Here is a 25,332-nt window from a genome sequence, read left to right on the forward strand (position 1 = left end):
TCGCTCACTTCTTCGCGTACTTGATCGAGGAGGCGATCAGCTCGGTGCGCTCACCGCTGGCGGCGCGGATCGCGGCCCGGCGGGCGTTGATCGGCTCGTCCTGGATCTTGGCGTGCAGCTTCAGGATCGCGTCGAGCAGCATCTCGGGGCGCGGCGGGCAGCCGGGGAGGTACATGTCGACCGGGACGATGTGGTCGACGCCCTGCACCACGGCGTAGTTGTTGAACATCCCGCCGGACGAGGCGCAGACGCCCATCGCCAGCACCCACTTGGGCTCGGCCATCTGGTCGTAGATCTGGCGGAGCACCGGCGCCATCTTCTGCGTGACACGGCCGGCGACGATCATCAGATCCGCCTGGCGCGGCGTCGCGCTGAAGCGCTCCATGCCGAAACGCGCGATGTCGTAACGGGAACCGCCGACGGTCATCATCTCGATCGCGCAGCAGGCGAGACCGAAGGTGGCGGGCCACATCGAGTTCTTGCGCGCCCAGTTGACCAGGCCTTCAAGGCTGGCGAGCAGGATGCCGTTGGGGAGTTTTTCTTCGAGGCCCATGCTTCTCTAGTTCCAATCCAGGCCGCCGCGACGCCACACGTAGGCGTACGCGAAACCGACCGTCGCGATGAACAGCACGATCTCCACCAGGCCGAACATGCCCAGCGCGTCCGCGGAGACCGCGAACGGGTAGAGGAAGACCATCTCGATGTCGAACAGGATGAACAGCATCGCGGTGATGTAGTACGCGACCGGCATCCGGCCGCCGCCGACGACCGGCTGCGGCGACGGTTCGATACCGCATTCGTAGGCCGCGAGCTTCGCCTTGTTGGCGCGGCTCGGGCCGACGAGCGGGCCGAGCAGCACCGACAGCACCGCGAACGCGAGAGCGAGGACGAACAAGAGGACCAGGGGGAGGTACATGTCGAGATTGGGCACTGTCGGCACCGGAGGGGTGTCGGCCTGGGCCAGCACGGGCAACATCAGCACGGGGTTTTCGCCATCCTTTCCGCGCCGCTGCGGTTTTCGAGTCGGGGTTCACCGCTTCCCTCGGTCGGCACCCTAAGTCACCTGGGTCACACCGCCGGGGGTAAGGCAACCCTTACGGGCCGTGCATGACGGCCCCCTTGCTTGTGAAATAGTTCACAAGCCTCCCGTCGAGGATGTGAAGCGATTCACAAAGCATGGGGCGAGTGTAGGACGTGACTCACATTCTTGTCCCTAGGCCCCGTGCTATAAGGCTGCCCTAACTTGACCGCACGGCCAGTACGGTTACTTCCGGCGTGCGGTACCGATGACCTGCGACGTCGTTCCCAAGATCGGCTTCCGCGGTCCGTTTGACCACATTTGTCCTGTGACCGATACCACTGCCCGGAGTACCCGTGACTGGTCCAGACGTGTGGTGGCGAGCCATGGCGCACAGCATTTCGTCCTCTGAATGCGGTGGTTCGGAGGGCGAACTACCGCATTCAGAGGACGAAATGCGTGGCGGCAGCGTGGGGTCAGCGCGGAGAGGGGGTGGCGCGCGCCAGAGCGGCGATCAGACGGTCGACGCCGTCCCCGCCCTTGGCGTCGTAGCAGCCCGAAAGTCCCTTGTACACCAACGGAAGGATCGAGTTGACGCGCAGCCCGTACTTCGTCGCGGCGTGCATGATCTTCGGCTTCCCGATCAGCTTCGCGAACACGTTGCCGAGCCGGTAGTAGCCGCCCATGAGCTCCGCGACGGCGCGCGGGTAGCCCTCAAGCGCACGCTCACGCGAAGGGCCTTCGCGACGCGCCAGCGCCTGCACGACGAACTCCGACGCCAGCTGCGCGGACTCCATCGCGGCCGAGATGCCCTCGCCGTTGAACGGGCTGACCATGCCGCCCGCGTCGCCGAGCAGCAGCAGGCCGTCGCGGTAGTGCGGGGTGCGGTTGAAGCCCATCGGGAGACCGGCGCCGCCGACCTTGCCGATGGCGTTCTCCTCGCGGTAGCCCCATTCCTCGGGCGTCCCGTCGAGCCACTGGCGCAGCAGCGCGCGGTAGTCGGTGCTGCGGAACGCGGCCGACGTCGACAGCATGCCGAGGCCGACGTTCACCGTGCCGTCGCCCAGCGGGAACGCCCAGCCGTAGCCGGGCAGCAGCTTCGGGTCGCGCGGGTCCGAGCGGTCCCACAGCTCCAGGTGGCCCTCGATGAACGGGTCGTCGTGGCGCGGGCTCTTGTAGTACTGCCGCACCGCGACGCCCATCGGGCGCTTCTCGTTCTTCTGGATGCCGACGCTCAGCGCGAGCCGCGCGGAGACGCCGTCGCAGGCCAGTACCAGCGGAGCGCGGTAGCTCACCGGCGTCTTCTCCGGGCCGACCTTCGCCTCGACGCCGATCACGCGGCCGGTGGGGCTGGTGATGGCGCCGGTGACGGTGGTGCGCTCGTAGAGCCGCGCGCCCGCCTTGACCGCGGTCTTCGCGAGCAGGTCGTCGAAGTCCTGACGGGTCCGCGAAACGCCGTACGGCGGGTAACTGGTCAGGTCCGGCCAGTCGAGCTCCAGCGTGAGCTCGCCGGTGAGGATCCGCAGGCCGCGGCTGTGCACCCAGCCCGCGTCCTCGCTGGTGTCGATCCCCAGGTCGATGAGCTGCTTGACGCCGCGCGGGGTCAGACCGTCGCCGCACACCTTCTCGCGCGGGAACTCGGTCTTCTCCAGCAGCAGCACGTCGACGCCCGCGCGGGCGAGGTACGTGGCGGCGGTGGAGCCGGCCGGTCCGGCACCGACGACGATGACTTCGGCGTCGTGGTCTGCGTTGCGACGGGTCATGCTTACGAATCTACAGTCGAGCGACGCTCGTCCGTTGAGGGTGGCGGCGGGGAGGAAGGCGGAGCTACAGAGGGCTTCTTCGCGCGGTGGATGGCGACGACGCCGAACGTGAGGTTCAGCCACTCCACCTCGGTCCACCCGGCGCTCGCGATGATCTCGCCCAGGGTCCGCTGATCCGGCCACGCCAGCATGGATTCGGCCAGGTAGGAGTAGGCCTCGGGGTTCGACGAGGTCCTGGCGCCGACCCAGGTGAGCAACTTCGCGATGAACTTCCGGTGCAGGAAGCGGATCGGCGGGAATGTGGGCGTCGACACCTCGCAGATCACCAGACGGCCGCCCGGTTTGACCACGCGCGCGATCTCGGTGAGCGCGGCCTTGGTGTCGACGAAGTTCCGCAGCGCGAGCGAGATGGTCACCGCGTCGAAGCTCTCGTCGGCGAACGGCAGCTTCATCGCGTCCGCGGCGACCATCGGGACGCCGCGGTGCTTGCCCGCCTTGAGCATGCCGACCGAGAAGTCCGCCGCGAGGCACCACGCGCCGTTGCGCGCGTACTCGACCGTGGACACGCCGGTGCCCGCCGCGAGGTCCAGCACCTTCTCGCCGCGTTTGGCGTCCAGCACCCGGCCGGTGATGGTGCGCCAGCGGCGGTCGAAGCCGAAGGTCATGAACGAATTCGCGCGGTCGTAGCCGTCCGCGACGTCGTCGAACATGGCGGCGACTTCGTGCGGATCCTTGTCAAGACTCGCTCGGGACATACCTCGAACCCTAACCCCGGAGTTCTGAGACAGGTCACCCAAGCGGGAGCAAAGCGACGCGCCGTAGGTTCACCTGGCCCGGTGAAGCAACGCCGGGGCACGGTGCGCACCGGCCCCCGCGACCTCGCCGGCGAGGATCCTCCGCTCCAGCAACCGCAGTTCCGGCCCGGGTTCGAGGCCGAGCTGATCGACCGAGACCCGGCGTGCACGCCGGTACGCCGCCAGCGCGTCGGACGTGCGCCCGGCTCGCCAAAGAGCGTCCATCAGGAGGTACTGGGCACGCTGCCGCAACGGGTTCCGCCGCACCAGATCCGCCAGCTCGACGGCCGCGCTCGCGTGCCGCCCGAGGTCCAGTTCGGCCTGGTAGAGCTCTTCCAGCAGGACCAGCCGGTGTTCCGAGAGACGCATCGTCTCGTCCGAAAGCAGCGGGACGTCGAGGCCTTCGTAGGGCGCGCCGTGCCAGTGCGTGAGGGCCTGCCGGATCAGCGAAGCGCGCTGCGCGGGGTCGGCGGCCTTCAACGCTTGGCCCGCCAGCGTCTCGAAGGTCTCGACGTCGAGTTCGCCGGGGTGGACCTCCAGCCGGTAGCCGCCGTTGTCGAAGGTGAGCCGGTCGCCTTCGGGCAGGGCCTGCCGCAGCTTGTGGACGTGCCAGTGCAGCTTCGGCACCGCCCGCGGCTCCCATTTGCTGTCCCACAGCGCCTCGGTGAGCACGTTCACCGGGACGAAGGTGTTCGCGCGGACCAGCAGCACGCCGAGGAGCGTTCTCCTCATCCGGCCGTGCAGCGGGACCGACCGCGATCCGGAAGAGATGCTGAACGTGCCCAGTACTTCGAACCTCACGTGCCGTCCTCTCGCTCGATGGCGTGAGGGGACGATGAATGCCGGTTGTACAAAATGGATACAAAGTGATCAAGCGAGTGCGGAGAGCATTCCCTGTACCGATCTCGGCCAGGCGAATTCCTCCGCTCGCGCCCGCGCCGCCGCCCGCCGCGCGTCCTCGGGGCTCTCCAGGAGGCCGGTGACGGCGCCCGCGAAGGCGGGGGCCAGATCGTCGACGGCCTCGCCGCAGCCGGGCCGCACGATCTCCCGCAGCGCCGACGACGCCGAGACCACCACCGGAGTGCCGGAAGCGAGCGCCTCCAGCGCGGCCAGCCCGAACGTCTCGTGTGGACCGGGGGCGAGGGAGACGTCGGCGCTGGCCAGCAGCCGCGCGACGTCGCCGCGTCCGGAGAGGAAGCCGAGGAAGGTCACCGGAAGCCCGCGCGCCCGCCGTTCCAGCGCACGCCGCCGGGGGCCGTCACCGGCGATCGCCAGCCGCACGCGGTGCCCTGATTCGGTCAGCGCGGCGACGGTGTCCACGCTGCGCTCGACGTGCTTTTCCGGCGACAGACGTCCACAGTGGACGATCAGCGCGTCGGCGTCCCCGGTCAGCGTGTGCCGCCAGCCGTCGTCGCGCCGGGCCGGGGCGAACGTCGTGAGGTCGACGCCGAGCGGCACACGGCGCACGTTCGGCGCGGCGATCCGGTCGAATTCGGCGCGGGCGAACGCCGTCGTGCAGACGACCGTGTCGTAACGCCGCGCCATCCGCCGGTTCGCGACGTCGGCGACGCGCCGCGCGACGGGTTCCGGCATGAGGAACTGCTCCAGGAGCCGGTCCAGCCGCTCGTGCGAGATCACCATGCTGGGCACGCCGTTGCGCCGCGCCCACACGCCCATGCCGCGCAGGGTCAGCCTGTCGGACACTTCCAGTCTGTCCGGCTCCAGACGTTCCAGCACCGCGCGCACGCGATGCGGATCGACCGCGCGATAGCCGCCGGTGCCCGGGATCTGCGGTGCGGGAAGGGAAAACCGGCGGACGCCCGAGGGCAGCGTCTCGTCCGCGTAGCGCCGCCCTGGCACCACGAGGGTCACCTGATGGCCGCTCGCCACGTACCCGGCGCCGAGGTGGTGCAGGGCCGTGCGGAGCCCGCCCGAGCGTGGTCCGTAGAAGTTGGCCAGCTGGACGATATGCATTCCAGTCCACCTCGTGCCCGATCTCTTCCCGGCCGGTCCATTTCAGGCCGCGCGCGCGACTTTGCCCTGGACGGCCTCGTAGTGGCCGACCAGTTCGTGGCAGACGGCGGGCCAGGTCCGGCCCAGCACGACCTTGCGTGCCTTCTCCCCTAGCCGGGCCCGGAGTGCTTCGTCGCGCAGGTCGTTGACCTTGTCCACCAGCGCCGTCGCGAACCCGCCCCGGTCGGCGGGCAACAGGTACCCGGTGCGGCCGGGCAGGACCAGATCCTTCGGGCCGCCCGCGTTCGGCGCCAGCACCGGCAGCCCGGACGCCATCGCCTCCTGGATGGCCTGGCAGAACGTCTCGTGCGGTCCTGTGTGGACGAACACGTCGAGGCTCGCGTACGCGGCGGAGAGCTCTTCGCCGTAGCGGGCGCCGAGGAACGCCGCACCCGGGATCCGTTCGCGCAGCATCGGCAGTTCCGGCCCGTCACCGACGACGACCACGCGGATCCCGTCGACCCCGGCGAGCGCGGTCAGCCGCTCGACCTCCTTCTCGGGCGCGAGCCTGCCGACGAAACCGACCAGCAGTTCGCCGTTCGGCGCCAGCCCGGCCCGCAACGCGGGATCGGCGTGGACGGGGGAGAACCGCTCGATGTCGACGCCGCGCGCCCAGCGGTGCACCCGCGGGATCCCGTGCAGTTTCAGCTGATCCACCGAGTCCGTCGACGGAGCGAGCGTGCGGTCGGCCCGCGAGTGCAGGCGGCGCACCCAGCGCCAGGCCGCGCGGGCGGCGATACCGAAGCCGTACGCGGCGGCGAAACCGGCGATGTCGGTCTGGTACACCGCGACACACGGCACCCGCAGCCGCCGGGCCGCGGCGAGCCCGCGGGCGCCGACCACGAACGGCGACGCCAGATGCACCACGTCCGGACCGAAATCGGCCAGTGCGGTGAGCACCGTCCTGGTCGGCACGCCGACCGGGAGGGAGTTCACGCCGGGGAAATCGAGGGCGGGAATGCGCACGACCGGGGCGCCGAGGTACTCCACGGGACCCGGTCCGGGGGCGATGATCAGCACGTCGTGCGCGCGGGCGCGGAGGTGTTCCACGACGCGGAGCACGGAGTTGGTCACGCCGTTCACCTGGGGCAGGAAACTTTCGGTGACTATCGCGACTCGCACGCGATCACTGTCGCATCCGGTTGTGACACCCACGCCAACAAAAACGGAACAGACGACATGTCATCTCAAGGTCGTGTTCCGTAAACCAGGCTCGGCCACACTAGTCAGGCATGACCCTCCTGTCGTCTAGGCCGCCTCAGCCCGTCGAGCCCGGGCTGGTGTCGAGGGCCCTCGAAGTGGCCGGGCGGCTGGCCAACGACGCGACCGACGTGATCACCGCGACCGCGGGCCGGGGCGCCCAGCCCGATCCGAAGGACTCACCCTTCGACTGGGTCACCGACACCGACCGCATCCTCGAACGCCACACCCGCCGGGTGCTGACGGCGGAATTCCCCGGCATCCCCGTCGTCGGCGGTGAATTCGGTGCCGACCACGGTGCCGACGTCGCGGAATACCGCTGGGTGGTCGACCCGGTCGACGGCACCGCGAACTACGTCGCCGGTGTCCCCTGGTGCGCGTACAGCCTCGCCCTGATCGACGCTTCGGGCCCGGTGGTCGGCGTGGTCGCGGACCCGTACCGCGCCCAGATCTACGCCGCCGCGCGCGGCCGCGGCGCCCGGGCGAACGGCAAGCCGATCACGCTCACCGACCGGTGCGGGACCGCCGGCGCGATCGTCTGCACGGAACTCACGCGCAAGGGCGTCTGGCCGGGGATGGGCCAGTTCATCGAACGGGCCGCCGCCGCGCACGCCGGCGTCCGGGTGCTCGGCTCGGCGGCGCTGGCGATCGCGCAGGTCGCGCTGGGACACGCGGCCGCGGCGGTGCTGCACAGCTACCGCGAATGGGACGTCGCCGGATCGGTCGCGCTGGCCATCGAGGCGGGTGCCGTGGTCCTGGACCGGCACGGGGAAGGCGCGGCCCTGCCGGTCGACGCGCTCCTGGTCGCGGCCCCCGGTGTGGCCGACGAGGTCCTGGGCTGGTGGCAGGAGTCGGTGGGCTGAGTTCGCCCCCCGATCACGCGAGTTACGCCCCCAAGCACGCGAGTTGCGCCTTTGATCACGCGAGTTGCGCCTTTGATCACGCGTGTCGTCCGTCTGATCACGTGAGTGCGCCGGTTCCGCACGGCAAGCTCGCGCGACTGAGCACGGGACTCGCGTGATTGGAGGCGTAACTCGCGTGATTGAGCGCGAGATTCGCGTGATTGGAGGCGTAACTCGCGTGATCAGCGGGACGACACGCGTGATTGAGCGGACGACACGCGTGATCAGGCGGACGACTCGGCGAGCGAGCGCCGGTAGGCCAGCCGTTGCCGCCGGATCCACCACAGCAGCGGGCCGGCGATCAGCCAGGTGAAGAAGATCATGCTGCCCAGCGGCAGCAGCGTGTTCGCCGCCGAGCGCCCGGCCACCCGCGCGAGTTCCGGGTCGCCGACGTCGTACTCGATGTTCACCAGCTGCCCGGCGGCCAGCCCGGAGGGGTAGAGCACGCCGTTGGCCGGGCTGTGCATGATCCCGTCGGGGGTCGCGTAGTTGATGATCGTGCGGTCGAAGGCCACCGACTCGACCTGCGCGGTCGCCTGCCCGAGCTCCGCTTCGATCGCGCTGTCGTTCCGGATGGCGGCGAACAGCAGCGAGACGCCGAGCACGGTGACGAGTGAGGCGACAACGAGGGCGGCATACCACCCGATGCGCCTCACCCGCTCCGCTTTGGCCGTCACGCCGCGAGCGTATCGCTACCCGTCAGTGGGCGTGTCGCTCGGCGAGGAATTCATGGGTCGCCTTGATCTGCGGGTACGACTTCGGTGCGACCGGGGCCACAGCGGCCCGCGATGCCGCCTGCGCACCGTTCGGGCCCACGGCGGGCTTGCCCTTGGTGTACAGCCACGTCTGGAACAGGTCGTACAGCGGCTTGCCCGAGATCCGCTCCGCGAGCGCGATGAACTCCGGGATCACCGCCGACTTGGCCTTCTTCACCTGCTGCCAGGTCTGCAGGATCCGGAAGAACGTGTCGTCACCCACGGCCTTGCGCAACGCGTGCACCGCGAGCGCGCCGCGGTCGTAGACGGCCGCGTCGAACTGGTTGTCCGCACCCGGGTCGGCGGGCAGTACTTGCCAGAACGGGTCCTCGGCCGGAATCGAGTCGTAGATGTACTGGGCGAGTTCGTCGGCCGTGCCCTCGCCGCTCTCCTCCGACCACAGGAACTCGCCGTAGGAGGCGAAGCCCTCGTTCAGCCAGATCTCGCTCCACTTGCCGAGCGTGACGCTGTCGCCGAACCACTGGTGCGCCTGCTCGTGCGCCACGATCGAGGTGTTGGAGCCGCTCCGGAAGGCCCGGGCGCCATACACCGGCCGCGTCTGGTTCTCCAGCGCGAAGGTGATGCCGGTGGTGACGACGCCGCCCTGCGCCTCGAACGGGTAGGGCCCGAACTTCGAGGCGAGGAATTCGGTGATCTCCGGCGTCCGCTCGATGCTGGCCTTGGCCGCGCCGAGCGATTCGCCGAGGTCGGCGCCGTAGGCGGTGATGAACGGCTTGCCGTCCGGCGTGGTCTGCTCGTTCACCTCGAACTTGCCGACCTCCAGCGACGTGAGATACGTCGCCTGCGGTTTGGTGCTGCGCCAGTTCCAGCGCGTCCAGCCGGGCCGCTGCACCGTCTTGCGGACGAGCGTGCCGTTCGACAGCGCGGCGACGTCGTTCGGGACCTCGACCGAAACGTCGTAGGTGGCCAGGTCGGTGGGGTGGTCGTTGGACGGGAACCACCAGGCCGCGCTCTGCGGCTCGTCGACGGCCAGCGCGCCGTCCGGGGTCTTCTTCCAGGCGGTGAAGCCGTCGATCTTCACCTTCGACGGCGTGTCCGCGTAGGCGACGACAACGGTCGCCGTCTGCCCTTTCTTCAGCGGCGAGGCCGGCGTGACGGTGAGTTCGCCGGTGCCGTCGGTCGACGTCGCGAACTTCGCGGGCCGGTTGTTGACGCGGACGCTCGAAACCTTCAGCCCGAAGTCGAGGTTGAACGCCGAGAGGTCCTGCGTCGCGGTGAGCAGGATCGTCGTGGCGCCGGACAGCAGGTCGGTCGCTGGCTGGTAGGTGAGCCGGAGGTCGTAGTGACCGACGTCGTAGCCGCCGTTCCCGGCGTGCGGGTAGTACGGGTCGCCGATGCCGATCGAGCCGGGCGCGGGTGCGGCGGCCGCGCTGCCGGCGAGCAGCACCGAGACGACGCCCGCGGTCAATCCGGCGAAGCCGGCGCGAGTCTTCAAGCGCATTGCGAATCCTCCCAGGATTTGTCAGCGCGCTCGAACGTAGCCAGACGATCGACGCGGAGACACGTCCGAAGGAGGGGTTCCTACCCTCTGGAATACGGTTAGACAGCACGCACGGCGGAGGACACCGCCGTACGGAGGCGCGCGTGCAGTTCGCGGTGGCGCGTTCGGTCCACGCGGACCTCCACCACGCGCAGCCCCGGTGCGGGCTTGAGCGCCGCACGGAATTCGGTGAGCGTCTCGGCGACGACGTGCGGCACGCGGTATCCGGCGCACAGGGCACCGAGGTCGGCGCCGTGCGGCGTGCCGAAGACCCGCTCGAAGCTGGCGTTGTGCTCGGGCGCGCCCTGCTCCAGCAGAGAGAAGATGCCGCCGCCGTCGTCGTTGAGCACCACGATCGTCAGGTCGGGGCGCTGTTCGGCGGGCCCGGTCAGCAGGCCGCTCGCGTCGTGCAGGAACGTCAGGTCGCCGAGCAGGGCGTACGAATGTCCCCTGTGGACGGTCGCGGCGCCGATCGCGGTCGACACCATGCCGTCGATGCCGGCGACGCCGCGGTTGCGGTGCACGAGGACGTCGGGCCGCAGCCGTCCGGCGAGGGCGACGTCGCGGGTCGGGTTGGACGAGCCGACGACCAGCAGCGACCCCTCCGGGACCGCGTCGACCAGCTCGGTCGCCAGGCGCAGCCCGCTCGGCCACGGCTCGTCGGCCAGCGCTTCGGTGACCGCCCCCGCCGCCGCCTTGTCCGCGCGCTGCCAGCTCGCGAGCCACTCCGGATCGGCCGGTTTGGTCGGCTCGTCGAACCACTGGCCGACCTGGCGGACGTTGTGCGCGGGCGCGGGCCAGTCCGAATCGGGCCGGACCAGCAGCACCTCGACGTCCGGATCGGACAGCACCCGCTGGACCTGCCGGAACACCGTCGGACGCCCGATGCAGAGGACCTGTTCGGGTTTATGCCGCGAGATGAACTCCTCGACACCGAGCAGCCACGCGCCGGACGAGATCGCCGTCGCGCCAGCCATCCCGATCCCGCCGGTCTCGGAGACGACCGGCCAGCCGTGCAGCTCGGCCCACTCGCTGGCCGCCTGCACGCCGGTGTCGCACGCGATGACCAGGCCGTGACGGGCCGAGGGCACCACGAAAGAGGGAAGCGCGCCGAAGTCCGGGAGCTCTGTCCAGCGAGCGCCGTCGGGACGCCCTTCGAGTGACTCGTACCACTCTCCGTCATCATCGATATCGGGCACGAGCGGCTCCCGGAACGGGATGTTCAGGTGCACCGGCCCGCAGCGCCATTCGCCGTACGCGGCGTTCCAAGCGCGGCAGATCTGGCCGCGCCAGTACGAGTTCTGCCCGGCGCGGCGTTCTGCGACGGCGAGCTCGTCGAAGTAGCGGATGGCGTTGCCGTAGAGCTGGTGCTGGTCGATGACCTGGCTCGCGCCGGCGGCCCGCATCTCGGGCGGCCGGTCGGCGGTCAGCACGATCAGCGGGACCCCGGCGCGGTCGGCCTCCAGCACGGCGGGGTGGAAGTTCGCGGCCGCGGTGCCCGAGGTGCACAGCACCGCCACGGGGCGGCCGGTGCGCGCGGCGATGCCGAGGGCGAGGAAGCCGGCGCCGCGTTCGTCGATGCGGACGTGCAGCTGGAGGCGTCCGGCGGCCGCCGCGTCGTACAGCGCGATCGACAGCGGGGCGTTGCGTGAGCCCGGGCAGAGGACGACGTGCGAGACGGTGTTGCGGACGAGTTCGTCGACGATGACCCTGGCCTGCGCGGTGGAAGGATTCACCGGCAGACCTCGGGTTTCACACTACGACTCACGGCCACACGTCCTATTCTCCCAAACGTGGATGACGCCCAGGTTTCCGAGCTGTTCGACCCCGCCTTGTGGACCGAGGTCGAAGGTTTCGACTTCACCGACATCACCTATCACCGCTCCTCTGAGAGCCGCTCAGGCAAACGTGTCGTACGTGTCGCGTTCGACCGTCCCGAGGTCCGCAACGCCTTCCGCCCGCACACCGTCGACGAGCTCTACCGCGCGCTCGACCACGCGCGGATGAGCTCGGACGTCGGGTGCGTCCTGCTCACCGGCAACGGCCCTTCGCCGAAGGACGGCGGCTGGGCGTTTTGTTCCGGTGGTGACCAGCGTATTCGCGGACGCTCCGGGTATCAGTACGCGGAAGGGGAGACCTCCGACACGATCGATCCCGCCAGGGCCGGACGGCTGCACATCCTCGAGGTCCAGCGGCTGATCAGGTTCATGCCGAAGGTGGTCATCGCCGTGGTCCCCGGCTGGGCGGCGGGCGGCGGGCACTCGCTGCACGTGGTGTGCGACCTCACGCTCGCCTCGGCCGAGCACGCGCGCTTCAAGCAGACCGACGCCGACGTCGGCTCCTTCGACGGCGGCTACGGCTCGGCGTACCTGGCCAAGCAGGTCGGGCAGAAGTTCGCCCGGGAGATCTTCTTCCTCGGCCGCGAGTACACCGCCGAGCAGATGCAGGCGATGGGCGCGGTCAACTCCGCCGTCCCGCACGCGAAGCTCGAGGCCGAGGCGCTGGACTGGGCGTGGGCGATCAACGGCAAGTCGCCGACGGCGCAGCGGATGCTCAAGTACGCGTTCAACCTCACCGACGACGGTCTGGTCGGCCAGCAGCTCTTCGCCGGCGAAACCACCCGGTTGGCGTACATGCAGGACGAAGCCGTCGAAGGCCGCGACTCCTTCCTGGAGAAGCGCTCCCCCGACTGGTCGGCCTTCCCGTACTACTACTGACCTGCGTTTAGCGGGCTGAACGCGATCCGCGGGCGGACGTAGGGTGGAGCGATGCGCGCGGTAGGGGTGGACGGAAGTCCGGAGTCGATCGTCGAGCTGACCGCGGCACTGGCCGAGGCGCTCGACTGCGGCCCCGCCGTCCTCCCCTACTCGTCGGAGCCCCTGCGCGACGCGATGGAGCCGACCCGCCCGGCCGAACCCGGGACGGCGGTGATCATCGCCACCTCCGGCTCCACCGGTGAGCCGAAGGGGGTCCTGCTGTCGGCCTCGGCGCTCACCGCGTCGGCTCACGCGACCCACAAGAGGCTCGGCGGGCCGGGCCACTGGCTGCTCGCGACCCCGGCGCACTACATCGGCGGGCTCCAGGTGCTGGTGCGCTCGCTGCTGGCCGGGACGACGCCGTCCGTGCTGCACGCCTCCGGTTTCCGGCCGGACGACTTCGCCGAGGCCGCCGCACCGCTGCTGTCCCTGGACGGGCCGCGCTACACCGCGCTCGTGCCGACCCAGCTCGGGCGGCTGCTCGACGCGGGCGGCCCCGGCCTGGCGGCGGCGCGCGCGTTCGACGCGATCATCGTCGGCGCCGCGGCGACGACAGCGGATCTCCGCGAGCGCGCCGCCGAAGCGGGCGTGAAGATCGTGCCCGCGTACGGCATGAGCGAGACCGCGAGCGGCTGCGTCTACGACGGCGTACCGCTGGACGGAGTACGCGTCGAACTCGAGGACGAGCGGGTCTATATCACGGGTAACGTCCTCACGCACGGCTACCGGCTGCGACCCGATCTGACCGCGGAGGCCTTCGAGGACGGCCGGTTCCGCACTTCCGACCGTGGCCGGTGGACGGCCGACGGGCGGCTGGAGATCCTGGGGCGGATCGACGACATGATCAACACTGGCGGGGTGAAGGTGGCCGCCGCGACCGTCGAGCGGATCTTGTCCGCACAGCCCGGAATCCGGGACGCGTGCGTGGTCGGGGTGCCCGACCCGGAGTGGGGCGAAGCCGTCGTCGCGCTCGTCGTCGGCGCTGGTTGCGACGCCGATTCGCTGCGTGCCGCGTGCCGCGAAGAGGCCGGCGCGGCCGCCGCTCCGAAGCGGGTCGAATTCGCCGAAGAGCTCCCTCTGCGGGGCCCCGGGAAGGTCGACAGGGCGGCCGTCAGGAATCTCCTACGAAGGTCGTGAATTCCCCACCGATTACCGGGACGTTGTTGACACAGTCATTACCCGCGGGTTTACGTCTACATATGACGCGCTGGACACGCACAGTATTGGCCTGCACCGCCGTCACGATGGGACTGGTCGCTTTGGCCGGGCCCGCGCTGGCGGACGAACCGGAGACCGCCGTTCCGAACAGCGGCACGCTCACCTGGACCCTGGAAGACACGATCGACGACCTCAAGTAGCGCGACTCGTCACCTGCTCGCGAGGGCGCGGGCAGGTGACGAGCCCCGCATACCGGCCGGTAGTGGCCAGGGCCAGAATGGCGGCATGGCGACTGCTGGTGAATGGATCGAAGGGGCGCGCCCGCGGACGCTGCCCAACGCGGTGGCGCCGGTGGTCGCCGGAGTCGGCGCGGCGATCGCGCTCGACGGCTTCTCCTGGATCCGCTCGATTCTCGCGCTGCTCGTCTCGCTGGCGCTGATCGTCGGCGTCAACTACGCCAACGACTACTCCGACGGCATCCGCGGCACCGACGAGAACCGCGTCGGCCCGCTGCGGCTGGTCGGCTCCGGAGTCGCGAAGCCGAAGGCCGTCCTGGCGGCCGCACTCGTGGCCCTCGGGCTCGCCGGAGTCCTCGGGCTCGTGCTCGTCGCGATCAGCGGGCTGTGGTGGCTGCTGGCGATGGGCGCGGTCTGCATCCTCGGCGCCTGGTTCTATACCGGCGGCAAAAAGCCTTACGGCTACTACGGTTTCGGCGAGATCGCGGTCTTCGTCTTCTTCGGGCTGGCCGGCGTGCTCGGCACCGTGTATGTCCAAGCAGGACAGGTCAGCTGGACCGCGCTCGGCTGCGCGGTCGCCGTCGGCTCGTTCTCGACCGGGGTGCTGACCGCCAACAACCTCCGCGACATCCCGACCGACATCGAGTCCGGCAAGCGCACGCTCGCCACCCGGCTCGGTGATGGCGGGACCCGCCGGCTTTACCTGGTGCTGGTCGCGGTGCCGTACGTCGTGAGCGTGCTGCTCGCCTTCGTGACGCCGTGGGCGCTGCTGGGCCTGCTGACCGCGCCGCTGCTGCTGAAGTCGGTCAAGGCCGTCGGCGGCGGGGCGCAGGGGCGGGCGCTGATCCCGGCGCTGCGGGACACCGGGTTCGCGATGCTGGGGTGGGCGGTCCTGACCGCGGTCGCGCTGGCGCTGTGAGCCTGGCGCTGTGAGGCGTCACCGGACCTTTGATGCTGGACTGTGTGGATTTCGGGGCGTTGGATGACCCGAAATCCACACAGTGCGGCGCGAAAGGTCCGGTCACGCGTCTTCCGTGCTTGCACGGGCACCACCTGGTGTCGCGAAAGCCACTTTCGGGACACCAGACGTCGCGAAAGTGGCTTTCGCGACGCCACCCGAAGCCCTCAGGCCTCCGGGGCCAGCTTCCCGCTCACCAAGAACTCCCGGTACTTCTCCAGGTAAGGCGCGATGTCGATGTTCTTCTGTGCGAGCCAAGCGTCGTCGTAGTACGTGTTGGCGTACCGCTCCCCGCCGTCGCACAGCAGCGTGACGACACTGCCCGCCTGACCTTCCGAGACCATCCGCGAGATCAGCGTGAAAGCGCCGAAGAGGTTCGTCCCGGTCGAGCCGCCGGCCCAGTGCCCGGTCCGCTCGCGCAGCACGCGGATGGCCGCCAGCGAAGCGGCGTCGGGGACCTGGAACATCTCGTCGATCACGCCGGGCACGAACGACGGCTCGACGCGTGGCCGCCCGATTCCTTCGATCCGCGAAGGCATGCCGGTGCTGTAGTCGAGTGCCCCGGTCTGCCAGGCGCCGAAGAACGAAGAGTTCTCCGGGTCGACGACGGCGATCTTCGTGGTGTGCCGCTTGTAGCGCACGTAGCGGCCGAAGGTCGCGCTCGTGCCGCCGGTCCCGGCGCCGACGACGATCCACGCCGGCACGGGGTGCCGCTCGGACTGCATCTGCGCGTACACCGATTCGGCGATGTTGTTGTTCCCGCGCCAGTCCGTCGCGCGCTCCGCGTAGGTGAACTGGTCGAGGTAGTGGCCGTTGCACTCCGAAGCGAGCCGCTCGGCCTCGGGGTACATGTCCGGCGCGCGGTCGACGTAGTGGCATTCGCCGCCGTAGAACTCGATGAGCGCGATCTTCTCCGGCGAAGTACTGCGCGGCACCACGGTGATGAAGCGCAGCCCGAGCATCCGCGCGAAGTACGCCTCCGAAACCGCCGTCGAGCCGCTGGACGCCTCGACCAGCACGGTGTCCGGCCCGATCTGGCCGTTCACCAGACCGTAAAGGAACAGCGAACGCGCGAGCCGGTGCTTGAGCGAGCCGGTCGGATGGACGGACTCGTCCTTCAGGTACAGGTCCACGCCCCATTCCGGGGGCAGCGGGAAGACGTGGAGGTGCGTGTCGGCGCTGCGGTTCGCGTCGGCCTCGATGATGCGGACGGCTTCGCGGACCCAGCTGCGGCTGTGCAGGAGGCTCACGCGGCACCGTCCACCCGGTCGCCGCGCAGCTGCGAGCGCAGCTCGGCACGGGCGCGGGCGCGTTTTTCGTTACGGCGGGCGAGCCCGGCGGTCACGCGCGCGTTCAGCGGGCGGAACAGCAGCAGGCCCAGCGGCAGCCCCACGACCAGGCCGATCACCAACGCGACCAGCAGCGGGACGTTGGCCAGCAGTAACCCGCCTGCGATGACCCCGACCAGGACGAACCTGGCCAGCACGTACAGCGTCAGGTCACGGGGCAGGTGATTATCGCTCACACCAACGCAGGCTACGCGTTGCCGTCGCGGCCGTCGTCCAGGCCCGCGTTGTTGGGCCGTCCTTCGAAGCGGGTGGAGAGGACGACGGTCGTGTTCGTGCGGCCGACGCCGGGGATCCGCCGCAGCCTGCCGAGGGTCCGCTCCAGATCGTCGACGGTCGCCACCCGCACCTTGACGACGAAGGCCTCGTCGCCCGCGACGGCATAGCAGCTTTCGACCTCGTCCAGCGCCCCGAGCGCCTCCGCGACGTCGTCCTCGGTCGCGGTGTCGGTGGGGTGGATGCCGACCAGCGCCGTCACCCCGAGTCCGACCGTGCTCGGGTCGACCATGGCGTGGTAGCCGGTGATCACGCCGGCGGCCTCGAGTTTGCCGACCCGCTCGTGCACTGATGAAGCCGAGAGCCCGACAGACCGGCCGAGGTCGGCGTAGGTAGCCCGGCCGTTCTCCCGTAATGCCGCGATGATCTTCCGATCCACCTGGTCCACCGCTACACCTTAGGTGCCACGGCCCGATTCGCGTGATCAGGGCGCGTTTTCATACATCCGTGACAAGACCGAGGGGCCGGAACGCGTATGTCGCGGTTGTCGGTTTTGACCTTTAAGGGCTCTTTACCTATGGACAACCGTTCGAGTACCTGACGGGTGAGATGCAACGATTGCCGTGTTGGCTACCCGGCACGACGGGCACAGGGCCCGCCTCCGGTTTAGCACTGGAACCGTGAAGGAGGCGGAAAATGACCGCGACCATGGGCGGCAGGTTGCTCACCCCCGGCGAAGTGGCGGCTCTGTTCCGGGTCGACCCCAAGACCGTGACCCGCTGGGCGACCGCGGGCCGGATCGGCTCGATCCGCACTCCCGGCGGGCACCGCCGGTTCCGCGAGGCCGAGGTGAACGAACTCCTGGCCGAGCTCACCACCGACGCCAGCGAGCCCGCCCGCAAGCTCTGAGCAGGCATTTCCCTCAAATAGGACTCCAGTGACGAAGGGCTCGTAACCGCCCTTCGTCACATTGGGGTATCCATGAGTCCCCCCACGCGCGGCAAAGAGGCTAGCCTCGTGGGACTGAGGAACGTCCTCCACGCGGAAGGGACCGAGCATGATCTATCTGCTCGCGGCCATCGGAGCGCTCACCGTCGCCGTTGTCTTGTGGCGCGCCTTCGGGATCGAGCGTGTCGGGGTGCCCTCGTCGCGACCGACACTGGCCCCGGACGACGACCCCGACTTCCTGCGCAAGCTCGGTGAGCAACAGCGCAAAGGTAAAGACGAGGACAAGGACTAGGCCTGGATCGGCTGGTACGGCTGGCCACCGAAGCCGTCGGCGACGGTGGCCGCCAGTTCCAGCAGCGCCAGCCTGGTGTCCGCGTCGAGCCGGTCCAGCTCGATCTCCGCGCCCTCTTCCAGGTGCGGGTCGAACGGGATCCGGCACACCGAACGGACACGCGCGCCGAAGTGCGCGGACAGCTTGTCGAGATCGACGGAGCCGCCCTTCGGCCGCACCGAGTTGATCACCGCGACGGACCGTTTGACCAGGTCACCGTAGCCGTGTGCTTCCAGCCAGTCGAGCGTGGCCGACGCACTGCGCGCCCCGTCGACGGAGCCGGAGGAGACCACCACCAGCGCGTCCGCGACGTCCAAGACACCCTTCATCGCCGAGTGCATCAAACCGGTCCCGCAGTCGGTGAGCACGATGTTGTAGAAGTGCTCCAGCAGGTTGACCGTGCGCCGGTAGTCGTCCTCGGAGAAGGCCTCCGAAACCGCCGGGTCCTGCTCGCTGGCGAGGATCTCCAGGCGGCTTCCGCCCTGTGAGGTGTACGAACGGACGTCGCTGTACCTGGTGATCTTGTCCGCGTCCCGCAGCAGGTGCCGCACGGTCGCGGTGGTCTCGATGGGGATCTTCTGCGACAGCGTCCCGCGGTCCGGGTTCGCGTCGACGGCGACGACGCGGTCACCGCGCAGCGACGCGAACGTCGAGCCCAGGGTGGTCGTCGTGGTGGTCTTGCCGACGCCGCCCTTGAGGCTCAGCATCGCGATCTTGTAGCACCCGCGCAGCGGCTGGTTGATCTGCGCGATCAGCTCCCGCTTACGCGTGTCCTTGGGGCTCTCGCCCGGGTTGACCAGCTTGCCGGTGCCCACGTAAAGCGCCTTGCGCCAGCCCGACTGCGGCTTGCGCTTCTGCGGCTTCACCAGGCTCGCGGTGGCGAGTTCGTCCGGGAGCGCGTGCCTGCCCTGCGGCTGCGGAAGCCCCGGCACCGCCTGCTGCGGCTGCGCGTACTGCTGCTGGGGCGGGTACGGGGCGGCCTGCTGTGGCGGCGCCTGCTGGGGCTGCTGAGGCTGCAGCGGCGGCAGGTTCTGGTCGTAGGGCTGCTGATACTGCCCTTGCGACGGCTGCGGCAGCGGCTGCTGCTGCTGGGGAGCGGGCTGCTGTTGCGGATACTGGGCCTGCTGCGGCGGATACTGCGGCTGCACGACCTGGGTCGGCTCGGCCTCGAAACCGCCCGCGGTCGGATGCGGCGCCGAATCCGTCCGGTCCTCGAAGAACAACTCCGAGGGCTGGACGCTCTCGGTCGGTTCGGGGTGGCCAGGAGCCGATTCTTCGCTGGGTCCGGTCACCGCTGAATTCCTCCTCCGCGCACGTCTACCCCCATACCTCAGTATTGACGGTAGTCGTCGCGCGCGCAGAGGCGGCGGTCAGCCCCCGGCGTAGGAGTGCAGACCCGACGTCACCAGGTTCACGAAGAACATGTTGAAGATCGTCGCGGAGAACCCGACGATGTTGATGATCGCGGCCCGCTTCCCGCGCCAGCCCGCGGTGGCACGGGAGTGGAGATACGCCGCGTAGACGACCCACGCCACGAAGGCGACGGTCTCCTTGGGGTCCCAGCCCCAGAACCGGCCCCACGCCGCCTCCGCCCACACCGCGCCGCAGAGCACGCCGAAGGTGAAGATCGGGAAGGCGAAGATGGTGGTGCGGTAGGCGATGCGGTCGAGCACGTCCGCGGCGGGCAGCTTCGGGCCGAACTTGGCGAACTTCGCCGGGTTGTCGTCGTGGGCGGCGCGGAACAGGTAAAGGACGCTCGCGACACCCGGCACCAGGAAGACACCCGAGCCGATGATCGCCGCGGAAACGTGGATGATCAGCCAGTACGACTGGAGCGCGGGCTGCACCGGCGCGGCCGTCGTGTACAGCATCGTGCCGTTGACGAACATCAGGATCACGACCGGCAGCAGCAGGAAGCCGGTGAGGTGGCGGACCGGGAACTTCCGCATGATGACGAGCCAGGTCACGACGGCGATGAAGGTCGTGGCCATGCCGTATTCGTAGAGGTTGCCCCACGGCGCGCGGTGCACGGCGAGCCCGCGCAGCACGATCGCGGCCAGGTGCAGCAGCGCGGCCAGCACCAGCAGCGCGGCGCCCATGCGGCCGATGCGCTCGGGGCGGCCGACCTCGCGCGGGGACTCGACCGGCGTCCCGTAAGCCGGTGGGCCACCCGCGCCGACCAGTTCGCGGGAGCGCTGCATGCTGCGTTCCGCCGCGAGCCTGCCCTTCGCGCCGAAGCCCTGCTCGATGAGGGCGAACATCAGCGCGAGGACGTAGATCGCCGCCGCGGTGGTGTAGGAGTAGTCGCTGTACTGGGACAGCGTCTCGTTGATCGGCATGACCTCTAGTTGCCTCTCTGCCCCTGGACCAGCTTGCCGCTGATCCGCTGGAACTCTTCGCCGTAGCCCGCCTGATCGGTGCGCGCCAGCCCGGCGACCTCGATCACGGTACCCGGCTCACCTTCGCGCGCCGGGGTCACCCGGACCCACACCCGGCGCCGTTTGACCAGCAGCGATCCCGCCAGCCCGATCAGCATCGCGACCGCGCAGACCAGCACCCAGCCCTGCACCGGATCGTGCGAGACCTGGATGGCGACCCATTCCTGGACGCCGTCGAAGCGGACCTTCGTGCCGTCGTCCAGCACGGTCTCCTGACCCTGGTCCAGGTTCTGCCGCGTGAGCTTCTTGAGCCTGCCGTCCGCGACGAGCGACTGGTCGATCTGGAAGATCGACTGCCCCCGGCCGGCGTCGAGGCCGAGGTCGCCGCGGTAGATGTCGACGGCCACGGCCGGTTTGTTCGCCTCGGGCCGCGACGACGTCAGCACGTTGCCGTGCATGAACGCGGTCGGCGCGAGCAGGCCGGTGATCGCGAGCTGGCGGGTGCGGCGTTCGATCGGGTCGGTGATGCCGGGCTGGTCGATCTTCGTCGCGCCTTCGGAGAGCTTCGTCGGCTCGTCGGCGGGACGCCACGGAGTGATGTTGGTCCGCACGGTGCCGTCGGGGAAGGTCACCGTGAACTTCGGGGAGTAGCCGAAGTTCAGCAGGTAGACGCGGTCGCCCGCGGTGCGCAGCGGCGAGTTGACCTCGAGTCCGTACGGCTTCCACGCGCCGGTCTGCAGGTCCTCGCCGGACTGGTACTCCATGTTGGAGTGGTAGTAGTTCGCCTGGCCGGACTCGGTGTAGCGAGCCTCGAAGTCCTTGAGGCGGATGCAGAACGCGTTGAGGTCGGTGCCGTCGACGCGCAGCCCGGCGTTGAAGGTGTCGTAGCCGAGGATCCCGGAGTTGCACCACGGGCTGCCGTCGGCCTGGACGATGACCTGGCCTTCGTAACCGAACAGCTTGCCCAGCGCGAAGAAGATGATCAGGCCGAGCATGCCGAAGTGGAAGACGAGGTTGCCGGTCTCGCGGAGGTACCCGCGTTCGGCGGAGATGCTCCGGCTTCCGTCGGCCTCTTCGCGCTCGACACGGCGCCAGCCCTTGAGCAGCGTGTGCGTGTCCTTCAGGACTGTCTCGGGAGTCCGGTCGGTCGTGCTGAGCACAGTGGACACGTGATGCGGCATCCGCGAGAGCTTGCGCGGCGTGAGCACCGGCTTCGCGCGCATCGCCTTCGCGTACTCGAAGCTGCGCGGCGCGAGGCAGCCGATGAGCGAGACCATCAGCAGGATGTAGATCGCCGAGAACCAGACGCTGCCGTAGACCTCGAAGAACTGCAGGCGGTCGAGCAGTTCGCCCCACCAGCCGTGCGCGGCGATGTACTCGTCGGTCTTGGCGACGTTGAGGTTCCGCTGCGGCAGCAGGGCGCCGGGCATCGCGGCGAGCGCGAGCAGGAACAGCAGCACCAGCGCGGTGCGCATCGACGTCAGTCCGCGCCAGGTGTTGCGCAGGAAGGCGAAGGCGCGCTTGAGCGGCGTCGGGCGGTATCGAGTGGTCACAAGGGCAGCCTGATGTCGTTCACGAGGGTGTTCCGGATCCAGCCGGTCAGGTCGCCCCACAGTCCGGTCACCAGCAGGACGCCGACGACCAGCAGCAGGACACCGCCGAAGACCTGCACCTGGCGGCCGTGGCGGCGCAGCCAGTCGGTGGCGCGGACGGCCCAGCGGGCGCCGAACGCGATGATGAGGAACGGCAGACCGAGGCCGAGGCAATAGACCAGGATCAGCACGTATCCGCGCGCCGCCGCCCCGCCGGTGGCGCTGGCCATCGACATGACCGCGGACAGCGTCGGGCCGATGCACGGCGTCCAGCCGAGCCCGAAGACCGCGCCGAGCACCGGCGCGCCCCAGAGCCCGCCGCGCGGAACGTGGTGTGAGCGGAACTCGCGCTGCAGGCCCGGTATCCAGCCGAGAAAGACCAGTGCCATCGCGATGGTCAGCACGCCGCCGAGGCGCTGGAGGAGATCCATGTTGAGCTGGACGACGTCGGCGATCCACACCAGCGTCCCCAGCGTCACCACGAAGACGACGGTGAACCCGAGCACGAACAACGCGGCCGCGCCGACGACGGCGTAGCGGCCCTTCTTGCGCCCCTCGCCGGGGCTGACCGCGGGGGCGTCCGCGCCGACCAGCGCCGCCAGGTACGCGAGATACCCGGGCACCAGCGGCACGACGCACGGCGACGCGAAGGAGATCGTCCCGGCCAGCAGCGCCACGCCCGCCGCGAGCAGCAGCGGCCCTGAGAGCGCCAGCTCGGTAACACCGTTCACGCAAAGGAGCGTAGGCAGTGTGGTCCAGGTGAAAACGCCGGGGCTGGCCCAACGGGACCTACGTCGCACCCGGTCAGGACCTTGGTCCCGGTCGGCGGATCGCGTTCAGCGGGCTAAACGCGATCCGGGCGTGGGTCAGGCGGGTTCGGCGGCCAGGCGCTGGACGACGGGCAGCAGGTCCGACGCCAGCAGTTCCCGCAGGAACACCGCCGCGACGCGGTGCTGTTTGTCCAGCACGATCGTCGACGGGATGATGTTGCGCGGGTAGCCCGAAAGCTGCAGCAGCGTCCGCCCCGACGGGTCGTAGATCGACGGGTACGTCAGCTTCCGGTCCCGCATGAAGTCCTGCGGCGGCTTCCGGTCGTTGTCACGCAGATCGATGCCGATCACCTCGACGCCGGACGCCTTGGTCTGGTCGTAGACCTTCTGCATCTCCGGCGCCTCGACGCGGCACGGCCCGCACCACTGGCCCCACAGGTTCAGCACGATGACCTTGCCGGGGAAGTCCGCGATCGAAAGCTGCTTGCCCTCGTTCATCAGGTCGTCACCGGAAAGCGTCGGCGACGGCTGGCGGTCCGCGACGTCGTAGGTGATGTCGACCTTCCCGCCCGGCGAAACGAAGTTGAACGAACCGCCGGTGACGACGGCGTCCTTGCCGGTGGTGCAACCGGTGACGACGAGCGCCAGCCCGATGACGGCCGCCACGAGTCGCTTCATGCGCCGGTCACCTTCGGGTCGGTCGTGCCGGCGGGCTCGCTGTAGACGATCCGCATGAGCTCTTCGCCCTCGAAGATCAGGCTGGTCAGCGACGCGAGCGAGCACTGCCGGTTGCGCGGGTCGTGCCAGAGCCGCTTCGCCTCCAGGAAGCGCCGCACGGTCCAGATCGGCAGCTGGTGCGAGACGCACAGCGCCTCGTGGCCCTCGGCCGCTCGCCGCGCGCGATGGATGGCGCCGAGCATGCGGTGCGCGATCTCGACGTACGGCTCACCCCAGGACGGCCGGAACGGGTTGACCAGCTTCGGCCAGTGCTTCGGCTGGCGAAGGGCGCCATCACCGACGGCGACCCGCTCGCCTTCGAACTGGTTGTCCGCCTCGATGAGCCGATCGTCGGTGTCGACGTCGAGGCGGTGCGCGGCCGCGATCGGCGCCGCGGTCTCCTGCGCGCGCTGAAGCGGCGAAGCGACCACGTGCGTGATGTCGTGCGTCGCGACGGCTTCGGCGACCGTCAGCGCCTGACGCTGTCCGCGGTCGGAGAGCTTGAAGCCGGGCAGGCGGCCGTACAGGATCCCGTCCGGGTTGTGCACCTCGCCGTGGCGGAGCAGGTGCACGATCGTCGTCGCGCTCACGCCTGGACCGCCTCGGCGGCGGCGCGGGCGGCGACGCGCAACGCGGACTCGATGATCTCGAACTCCGCGTCGCCCATGGCCGCGTTGACGAACCACGCCTCGTACGCGCTCGGCGGCGCGTACACGCCGTTGTCCAGCAGCGCGTGGAAGAACGCCGGGAACCGCCAGGTCTCCGAGGCCTGCGCGCCCGGGTAGTTCGTCACCGGGTTCTCGCTGAAGAACACGCTGACCAGGTTGCCCGCGTACTGCACGGTGTGCGTGACGCCCGCCTCGGCGAGCGACCGGCCGAACAGGTCGCCGAGCCGCTTCGCGTTGGCGTCGAGGGCCGCGTACACGGCGTCGTCGGCCGCGCGCAGCGTCGCGAGCCCGGCGGCGACGGCGACGGGGTTCCCCGACAGCGTCCCCGCCTGGTACACCGGCCCACCAGGGGCCAGCTTCGCCATCACGTCGGCGCGTCCGCCGAAGGCCGCCGCGGGCAGCCCACCCGACATCACCTTGCCGAACGTGTACAGGTCACCGGCGACGCCTTCGAGGCCGAACCAGCCCGCCTTCGAGACGCGGAACCCGGTCATCACCTCGTCCATGATCAGCAGCGCGCCGTGCTCGCGCGCGATCTCCTTGAGGCCGGCGTTGAACCCGTCGACCGGGGCGACGGCGCCCATGTTGCCGGCGGCGGCTTCGGTGATGATCGCGGCGATCGCGCCCGGGTTGTCCACAAAGGACTTCCGGACCGCGTCGAGATCGTTGTAGGGCAAGACGATCGTGTCGGCCGCCTGCGCGCCGGTGACCCCGGGCGACGTCGGGAGGCCGAGGGTCGCGACGCCGGAGCCCGCTTCGGCGAGCAACGCGTCGACGTGACCGTGGTAGCAGCCCGCGAACTTGATGATCTTCGCCCGGCCGGTGAACCCCCTGGCCAGCCGGATCGCGCTCATCGTCGCCTCGGTGCCGGAGTTGACCAGGCGCACCTGCTCCACCGGCTCGACGCGGCCGATGATCTCCTCGGCGAGCTCGACCTCACCGCGCGTCGGCGTGCCGAACGACAGGCCGTCGACAGCGGCTTCGCGGGCGGCGGAGACGACGTCCGGATGCGCGTGCCCGAGGATCATCGGGCCCCACGAGGAGACCAGATCGACGTAACGGTTGCCGTCGGCGTCCCAGAGGTACGGACCCTCACCGCGCACCATGAACCGCGGGGTGCCGCCGACGGAGTTGAAGGCCCGCACCGGGGAGTTCACCCCGCCCGGGACCACGGCCTTCGCTCGTTCGAACCATGCCTTGGACTGATCGACTCCGGTAGTCACGTCCCCAGTCTCGCAAATCGCCGGGGACACCCGCCGCCGAGTCCTCGCCGTTCCGGGCATGGCGTGACCAGGCCCACTAGGGTGGGAGC

27 protein-coding genes are annotated in these 25,332 nt (G+C 69.6%); 7 read left to right on the forward strand and 20 right to left on the reverse strand.

The window, feature by feature from the left end:
• Positions 1-4: 4 nt before the first annotated feature.
• The 7 genes from ACXIZN_RS30710 to ACXIZN_RS30740 form a co-directional block, all read right to left on the reverse strand.
• Entirely contained in the window at positions 5-553 is a 549-nt protein-coding gene (locus ACXIZN_RS30710) for a NuoB/complex I 20 kDa subunit family protein (RefSeq protein WP_005151847.1), read from the reverse strand.
• A gap of 6 nt (positions 554-559) precedes the next feature.
• Positions 560-976 carry an NADH-quinone oxidoreductase subunit A gene (locus tag ACXIZN_RS30715; RefSeq protein WP_126733374.1) on the reverse strand — a complete coding sequence of 139 codons (417 nt, stop codon included), beginning with the start codon at positions 974-976 and terminating at the stop codon, positions 560-562.
• 518 nt (positions 977-1,494) lie between these two features.
• Complete coding sequence (locus ACXIZN_RS30720; RefSeq protein ID WP_457958534.1) at positions 1,495-2,781, reverse strand: geranylgeranyl reductase family protein; 1,287 nt, start codon at positions 2,779-2,781, stop codon at positions 1,495-1,497.
• A gap of 2 nt (positions 2,782-2,783) precedes the next feature.
• Entirely contained in the window at positions 2,784-3,536 is a 753-nt protein-coding gene (locus ACXIZN_RS30725; protein ID WP_321183381.1) for a demethylmenaquinone methyltransferase, read from the reverse strand.
• 69 nt (positions 3,537-3,605) lie between these two features.
• A complete protein-coding gene (locus tag ACXIZN_RS30730; RefSeq protein ID WP_457958536.1) occupies positions 3,606-4,376 on the reverse strand; it encodes an AfsR/SARP family transcriptional regulator in 771 nt (256 codons plus the stop codon).
• Positions 4,377-4,445: 69 nt separating this feature from the next.
• Positions 4,446-5,549, reverse strand: a complete 1,104-nt coding sequence (locus ACXIZN_RS30735) for a glycosyltransferase family 4 protein (protein WP_457958537.1) — start codon at positions 5,547-5,549, stop codon at positions 4,446-4,448.
• Positions 5,550-5,591: 42 nt separating this feature from the next.
• The gene (locus tag ACXIZN_RS30740) at positions 5,592-6,710 is read right to left on the reverse strand and encodes a glycosyltransferase family 4 protein (protein ID WP_457958539.1); all 1,119 of its coding nucleotides are present in this window, start codon (positions 6,708-6,710) and stop codon (positions 5,592-5,594) included.
• A 110-nt stretch (positions 6,711-6,820) separates the two neighbouring features.
• Here ACXIZN_RS30740 and ACXIZN_RS30745 point away from each other — a divergent pair, with 110 nt between their 5' ends.
• Entirely contained in the window at positions 6,821-7,651 is an 831-nt protein-coding gene (locus tag ACXIZN_RS30745; protein ID WP_457958541.1) for an inositol monophosphatase family protein, read from the forward strand.
• 263 nt (positions 7,652-7,914) lie between these two features.
• On the opposite strand, the gene ACXIZN_RS30750 is transcribed toward ACXIZN_RS30745, so the two are convergent.
• From ACXIZN_RS30750 to menD, 3 genes are all read right to left on the reverse strand, one after another.
• On the reverse strand, positions 7,915-8,367 hold the full coding sequence (locus ACXIZN_RS30750; protein ID WP_192747732.1) for a DUF3592 domain-containing protein: 453 nt from the start codon (positions 8,365-8,367) through the stop codon (positions 7,915-7,917).
• A 22-nt stretch (positions 8,368-8,389) separates the two neighbouring features.
• Entirely contained in the window at positions 8,390-9,907 is a 1,518-nt protein-coding gene (locus ACXIZN_RS30755) for a M1 family metallopeptidase (RefSeq protein ID WP_126733239.1), read from the reverse strand.
• 98 nt (positions 9,908-10,005) lie between these two features.
• Positions 10,006-11,682 (reverse strand): 2-succinyl-5-enolpyruvyl-6-hydroxy-3-cyclohexene-1-carboxylic-acid synthase, encoded by a 1,677-nt coding sequence (menD, locus tag ACXIZN_RS30760; protein WP_185927121.1) that lies wholly within the window; start codon positions 11,680-11,682, stop codon positions 10,006-10,008.
• A gap of 57 nt (positions 11,683-11,739) precedes the next feature.
• Here menD and ACXIZN_RS30765 point away from each other — a divergent pair, with 57 nt between their 5' ends.
• From ACXIZN_RS30765 to ACXIZN_RS30780, 4 genes are all read left to right on the forward strand, one after another.
• Entirely contained in the window at positions 11,740-12,663 is a 924-nt protein-coding gene (locus tag ACXIZN_RS30765) for a 1,4-dihydroxy-2-naphthoyl-CoA synthase (RefSeq protein WP_192747729.1), read from the forward strand.
• 51 nt (positions 12,664-12,714) lie between these two features.
• Positions 12,715-13,839, forward strand: coding sequence for an o-succinylbenzoate--CoA ligase (gene menE, locus ACXIZN_RS30770; protein WP_457958543.1), 1,125 nt, complete (start codon positions 12,715-12,717; stop codon positions 13,837-13,839).
• A 62-nt stretch (positions 13,840-13,901) separates the two neighbouring features.
• Positions 13,902-14,060 (forward strand): hypothetical protein, encoded by a 159-nt coding sequence (locus tag ACXIZN_RS30775; RefSeq protein WP_162836880.1) that lies wholly within the window; start codon positions 13,902-13,904, stop codon positions 14,058-14,060.
• 85 nt (positions 14,061-14,145) lie between these two features.
• Positions 14,146-15,015 (forward strand): 1,4-dihydroxy-2-naphthoate polyprenyltransferase, encoded by an 870-nt coding sequence (locus ACXIZN_RS30780; RefSeq protein ID WP_457958545.1) that lies wholly within the window; start codon positions 14,146-14,148, stop codon positions 15,013-15,015.
• A gap of 206 nt (positions 15,016-15,221) precedes the next feature.
• Here ACXIZN_RS30780 and cds1 read toward each other — a convergent pair whose 3' ends face one another.
• Genes cds1 through ACXIZN_RS30795 form a run of 3 tightly spaced genes read right to left on the reverse strand, consistent with a single transcriptional unit; the run spans position 15,222 to position 17,064 of the window.
• Positions 15,222-16,304 carry an L-cysteine desulfhydrase Cds1 gene (cds1, locus tag ACXIZN_RS30785; protein WP_126733235.1) on the reverse strand — a complete coding sequence of 361 codons (1,083 nt, stop codon included), beginning with the start codon at positions 16,302-16,304 and terminating at the stop codon, positions 15,222-15,224.
• The gene (locus ACXIZN_RS30790; protein ID WP_126733234.1) at positions 16,301-16,579 is read right to left on the reverse strand and encodes a DUF4229 domain-containing protein; all 279 of its coding nucleotides are present in this window, start codon (positions 16,577-16,579) and stop codon (positions 16,301-16,303) included. The genes cds1 and ACXIZN_RS30790 overlap by 4 nt, the downstream gene beginning before the upstream one ends.
• A gap of 11 nt (positions 16,580-16,590) precedes the next feature.
• Positions 16,591-17,064, reverse strand: coding sequence for an Lrp/AsnC family transcriptional regulator (locus ACXIZN_RS30795; RefSeq protein WP_185927119.1), 474 nt, complete (start codon positions 17,062-17,064; stop codon positions 16,591-16,593).
• Positions 17,065-17,312: 248 nt separating this feature from the next.
• Here ACXIZN_RS30795 and ACXIZN_RS30800 point away from each other — a divergent pair, with 248 nt between their 5' ends.
• Both ACXIZN_RS30800 and ACXIZN_RS30805 read left to right on the forward strand, forming a co-directional pair.
• Positions 17,313-17,525 (forward strand): BldC family transcriptional regulator, encoded by a 213-nt coding sequence (locus ACXIZN_RS30800; protein ID WP_340684881.1) that lies wholly within the window; start codon positions 17,313-17,315, stop codon positions 17,523-17,525.
• 148 nt (positions 17,526-17,673) lie between these two features.
• The gene (locus ACXIZN_RS30805) at positions 17,674-17,856 is read left to right on the forward strand and encodes a hypothetical protein (protein ID WP_016330943.1); all 183 of its coding nucleotides are present in this window, start codon (positions 17,674-17,676) and stop codon (positions 17,854-17,856) included.
• On the opposite strand, the gene ACXIZN_RS30810 is transcribed toward ACXIZN_RS30805, so the two are convergent.
• The 7 genes from ACXIZN_RS30810 to hemL all read right to left on the reverse strand — a co-directional run bounded on the left by ACXIZN_RS30810 (position 17,853) and on the right by hemL (position 25,243).
• On the reverse strand, positions 17,853-19,187 hold the full coding sequence (locus ACXIZN_RS30810; protein ID WP_457958547.1) for a MinD/ParA family ATP-binding protein: 1,335 nt from the start codon (positions 19,185-19,187) through the stop codon (positions 17,853-17,855). The two genes, ACXIZN_RS30805 and ACXIZN_RS30810, sit on opposite strands and share 4 nt — an antisense overlap.
• 78 nt (positions 19,188-19,265) lie before the next feature.
• Entirely contained in the window at positions 19,266-20,234 is a 969-nt protein-coding gene (gene ccsB / locus ACXIZN_RS30815) for a c-type cytochrome biogenesis protein CcsB (protein WP_219146240.1), read from the reverse strand.
• A gap of 5 nt (positions 20,235-20,239) precedes the next feature.
• Positions 20,240-21,748 (reverse strand): cytochrome c biogenesis protein ResB, encoded by a 1,509-nt coding sequence (resB, locus tag ACXIZN_RS30820; RefSeq protein ID WP_457960639.1) that lies wholly within the window; start codon positions 21,746-21,748, stop codon positions 20,240-20,242.
• A 74-nt stretch (positions 21,749-21,822) separates the two neighbouring features.
• Positions 21,823-22,596 carry a cytochrome c biogenesis CcdA family protein gene (locus ACXIZN_RS30825; protein ID WP_457958549.1) on the reverse strand — a complete coding sequence of 258 codons (774 nt, stop codon included), beginning with the start codon at positions 22,594-22,596 and terminating at the stop codon, positions 21,823-21,825.
• Between the two features lie 135 nt (positions 22,597-22,731).
• Entirely contained in the window at positions 22,732-23,313 is a 582-nt protein-coding gene (locus tag ACXIZN_RS30830; RefSeq protein WP_457958551.1) for a TlpA family protein disulfide reductase, read from the reverse strand.
• Positions 23,310-23,942, reverse strand: coding sequence for a histidine phosphatase family protein (locus tag ACXIZN_RS30835; RefSeq protein WP_457958553.1), 633 nt, complete (start codon positions 23,940-23,942; stop codon positions 23,310-23,312). Before ACXIZN_RS30835 ends, ACXIZN_RS30830 begins: the two co-directional genes overlap by 4 nt.
• Positions 23,939-25,243: a glutamate-1-semialdehyde 2,1-aminomutase gene (hemL, locus tag ACXIZN_RS30840; RefSeq protein ID WP_457958554.1), complete on the reverse strand. Its 1,305-nt coding sequence runs from the start codon at positions 25,241-25,243 to the stop codon at positions 23,939-23,941. Before hemL ends, ACXIZN_RS30835 begins: the two co-directional genes overlap by 4 nt.
• Between the last annotated feature and the right edge of the window lie 89 nt (positions 25,244-25,332).

Source organism: Amycolatopsis sp. TRM77291 (assembly GCF_054166285.1).

Bases quoted from the DNA above. Each gene is read 5' to 3' on its own strand.
- ACXIZN_RS30780 (WP_457958545.1), top strand. From the start codon at position 14,146: ATGGCGACTGCTGGTGAATGGATCGAAGGGGCGCGCCCGCGGACGCTG.
- ACXIZN_RS30755 (WP_126733239.1), bottom strand. From the start codon at position 9,907: ATGCGCTTGAAGACTCGCGCCGGCTTCGCCGGATTGACCGCGGGCGTC.
- ACXIZN_RS30720 (WP_457958534.1), bottom strand. From the start codon at position 2,781: ATGACCCGTCGCAACGCAGACCACGACGCCGAAGTCATCGTCGTCGGT.
- menE (WP_457958543.1), top strand. From the start codon at position 12,715: ATGCGCGCGGTAGGGGTGGACGGAAGTCCGGAGTCGATCGTCGAGCTG.
- resB (WP_457960639.1), bottom strand. From the start codon at position 21,748: ATGCGCACCGCGCTGGTGCTGCTGTTCCTGCTCGCGCTCGCCGCGATG.
- ccsB (WP_219146240.1), bottom strand. From the start codon at position 20,234: ATGCCGATCAACGAGACGCTGTCCCAGTACAGCGACTACTCCTACACC.
- ACXIZN_RS30715 (WP_126733374.1), bottom strand. From the start codon at position 976: ATGTTGCCCGTGCTGGCCCAGGCCGACACCCCTCCGGTGCCGACAGTG.
- ACXIZN_RS30805 (WP_016330943.1), top strand. From the start codon at position 17,674: ATGATCTATCTGCTCGCGGCCATCGGAGCGCTCACCGTCGCCGTTGTC.
- ACXIZN_RS30800 (WP_340684881.1), top strand. From the start codon at position 17,313: ATGACCGCGACCATGGGCGGCAGGTTGCTCACCCCCGGCGAAGTGGCG.
- ACXIZN_RS30710 (WP_005151847.1), bottom strand. From the start codon at position 553: ATGGGCCTCGAAGAAAAACTCCCCAACGGCATCCTGCTCGCCAGCCTT.
- ACXIZN_RS30745 (WP_457958541.1), top strand. From the start codon at position 6,821: ATGACCCTCCTGTCGTCTAGGCCGCCTCAGCCCGTCGAGCCCGGGCTG.
- ACXIZN_RS30725 (WP_321183381.1), bottom strand. From the start codon at position 3,536: ATGTCCCGAGCGAGTCTTGACAAGGATCCGCACGAAGTCGCCGCCATG.
- ACXIZN_RS30775 (WP_162836880.1), top strand. From the start codon at position 13,902: ATGACGCGCTGGACACGCACAGTATTGGCCTGCACCGCCGTCACGATG.
- ACXIZN_RS30735 (WP_457958537.1), bottom strand. From the start codon at position 5,549: ATGCATATCGTCCAGCTGGCCAACTTCTACGGACCACGCTCGGGCGGG.
- ACXIZN_RS30830 (WP_457958551.1), bottom strand. From the start codon at position 23,313: ATGAAGCGACTCGTGGCGGCCGTCATCGGGCTGGCGCTCGTCGTCACC.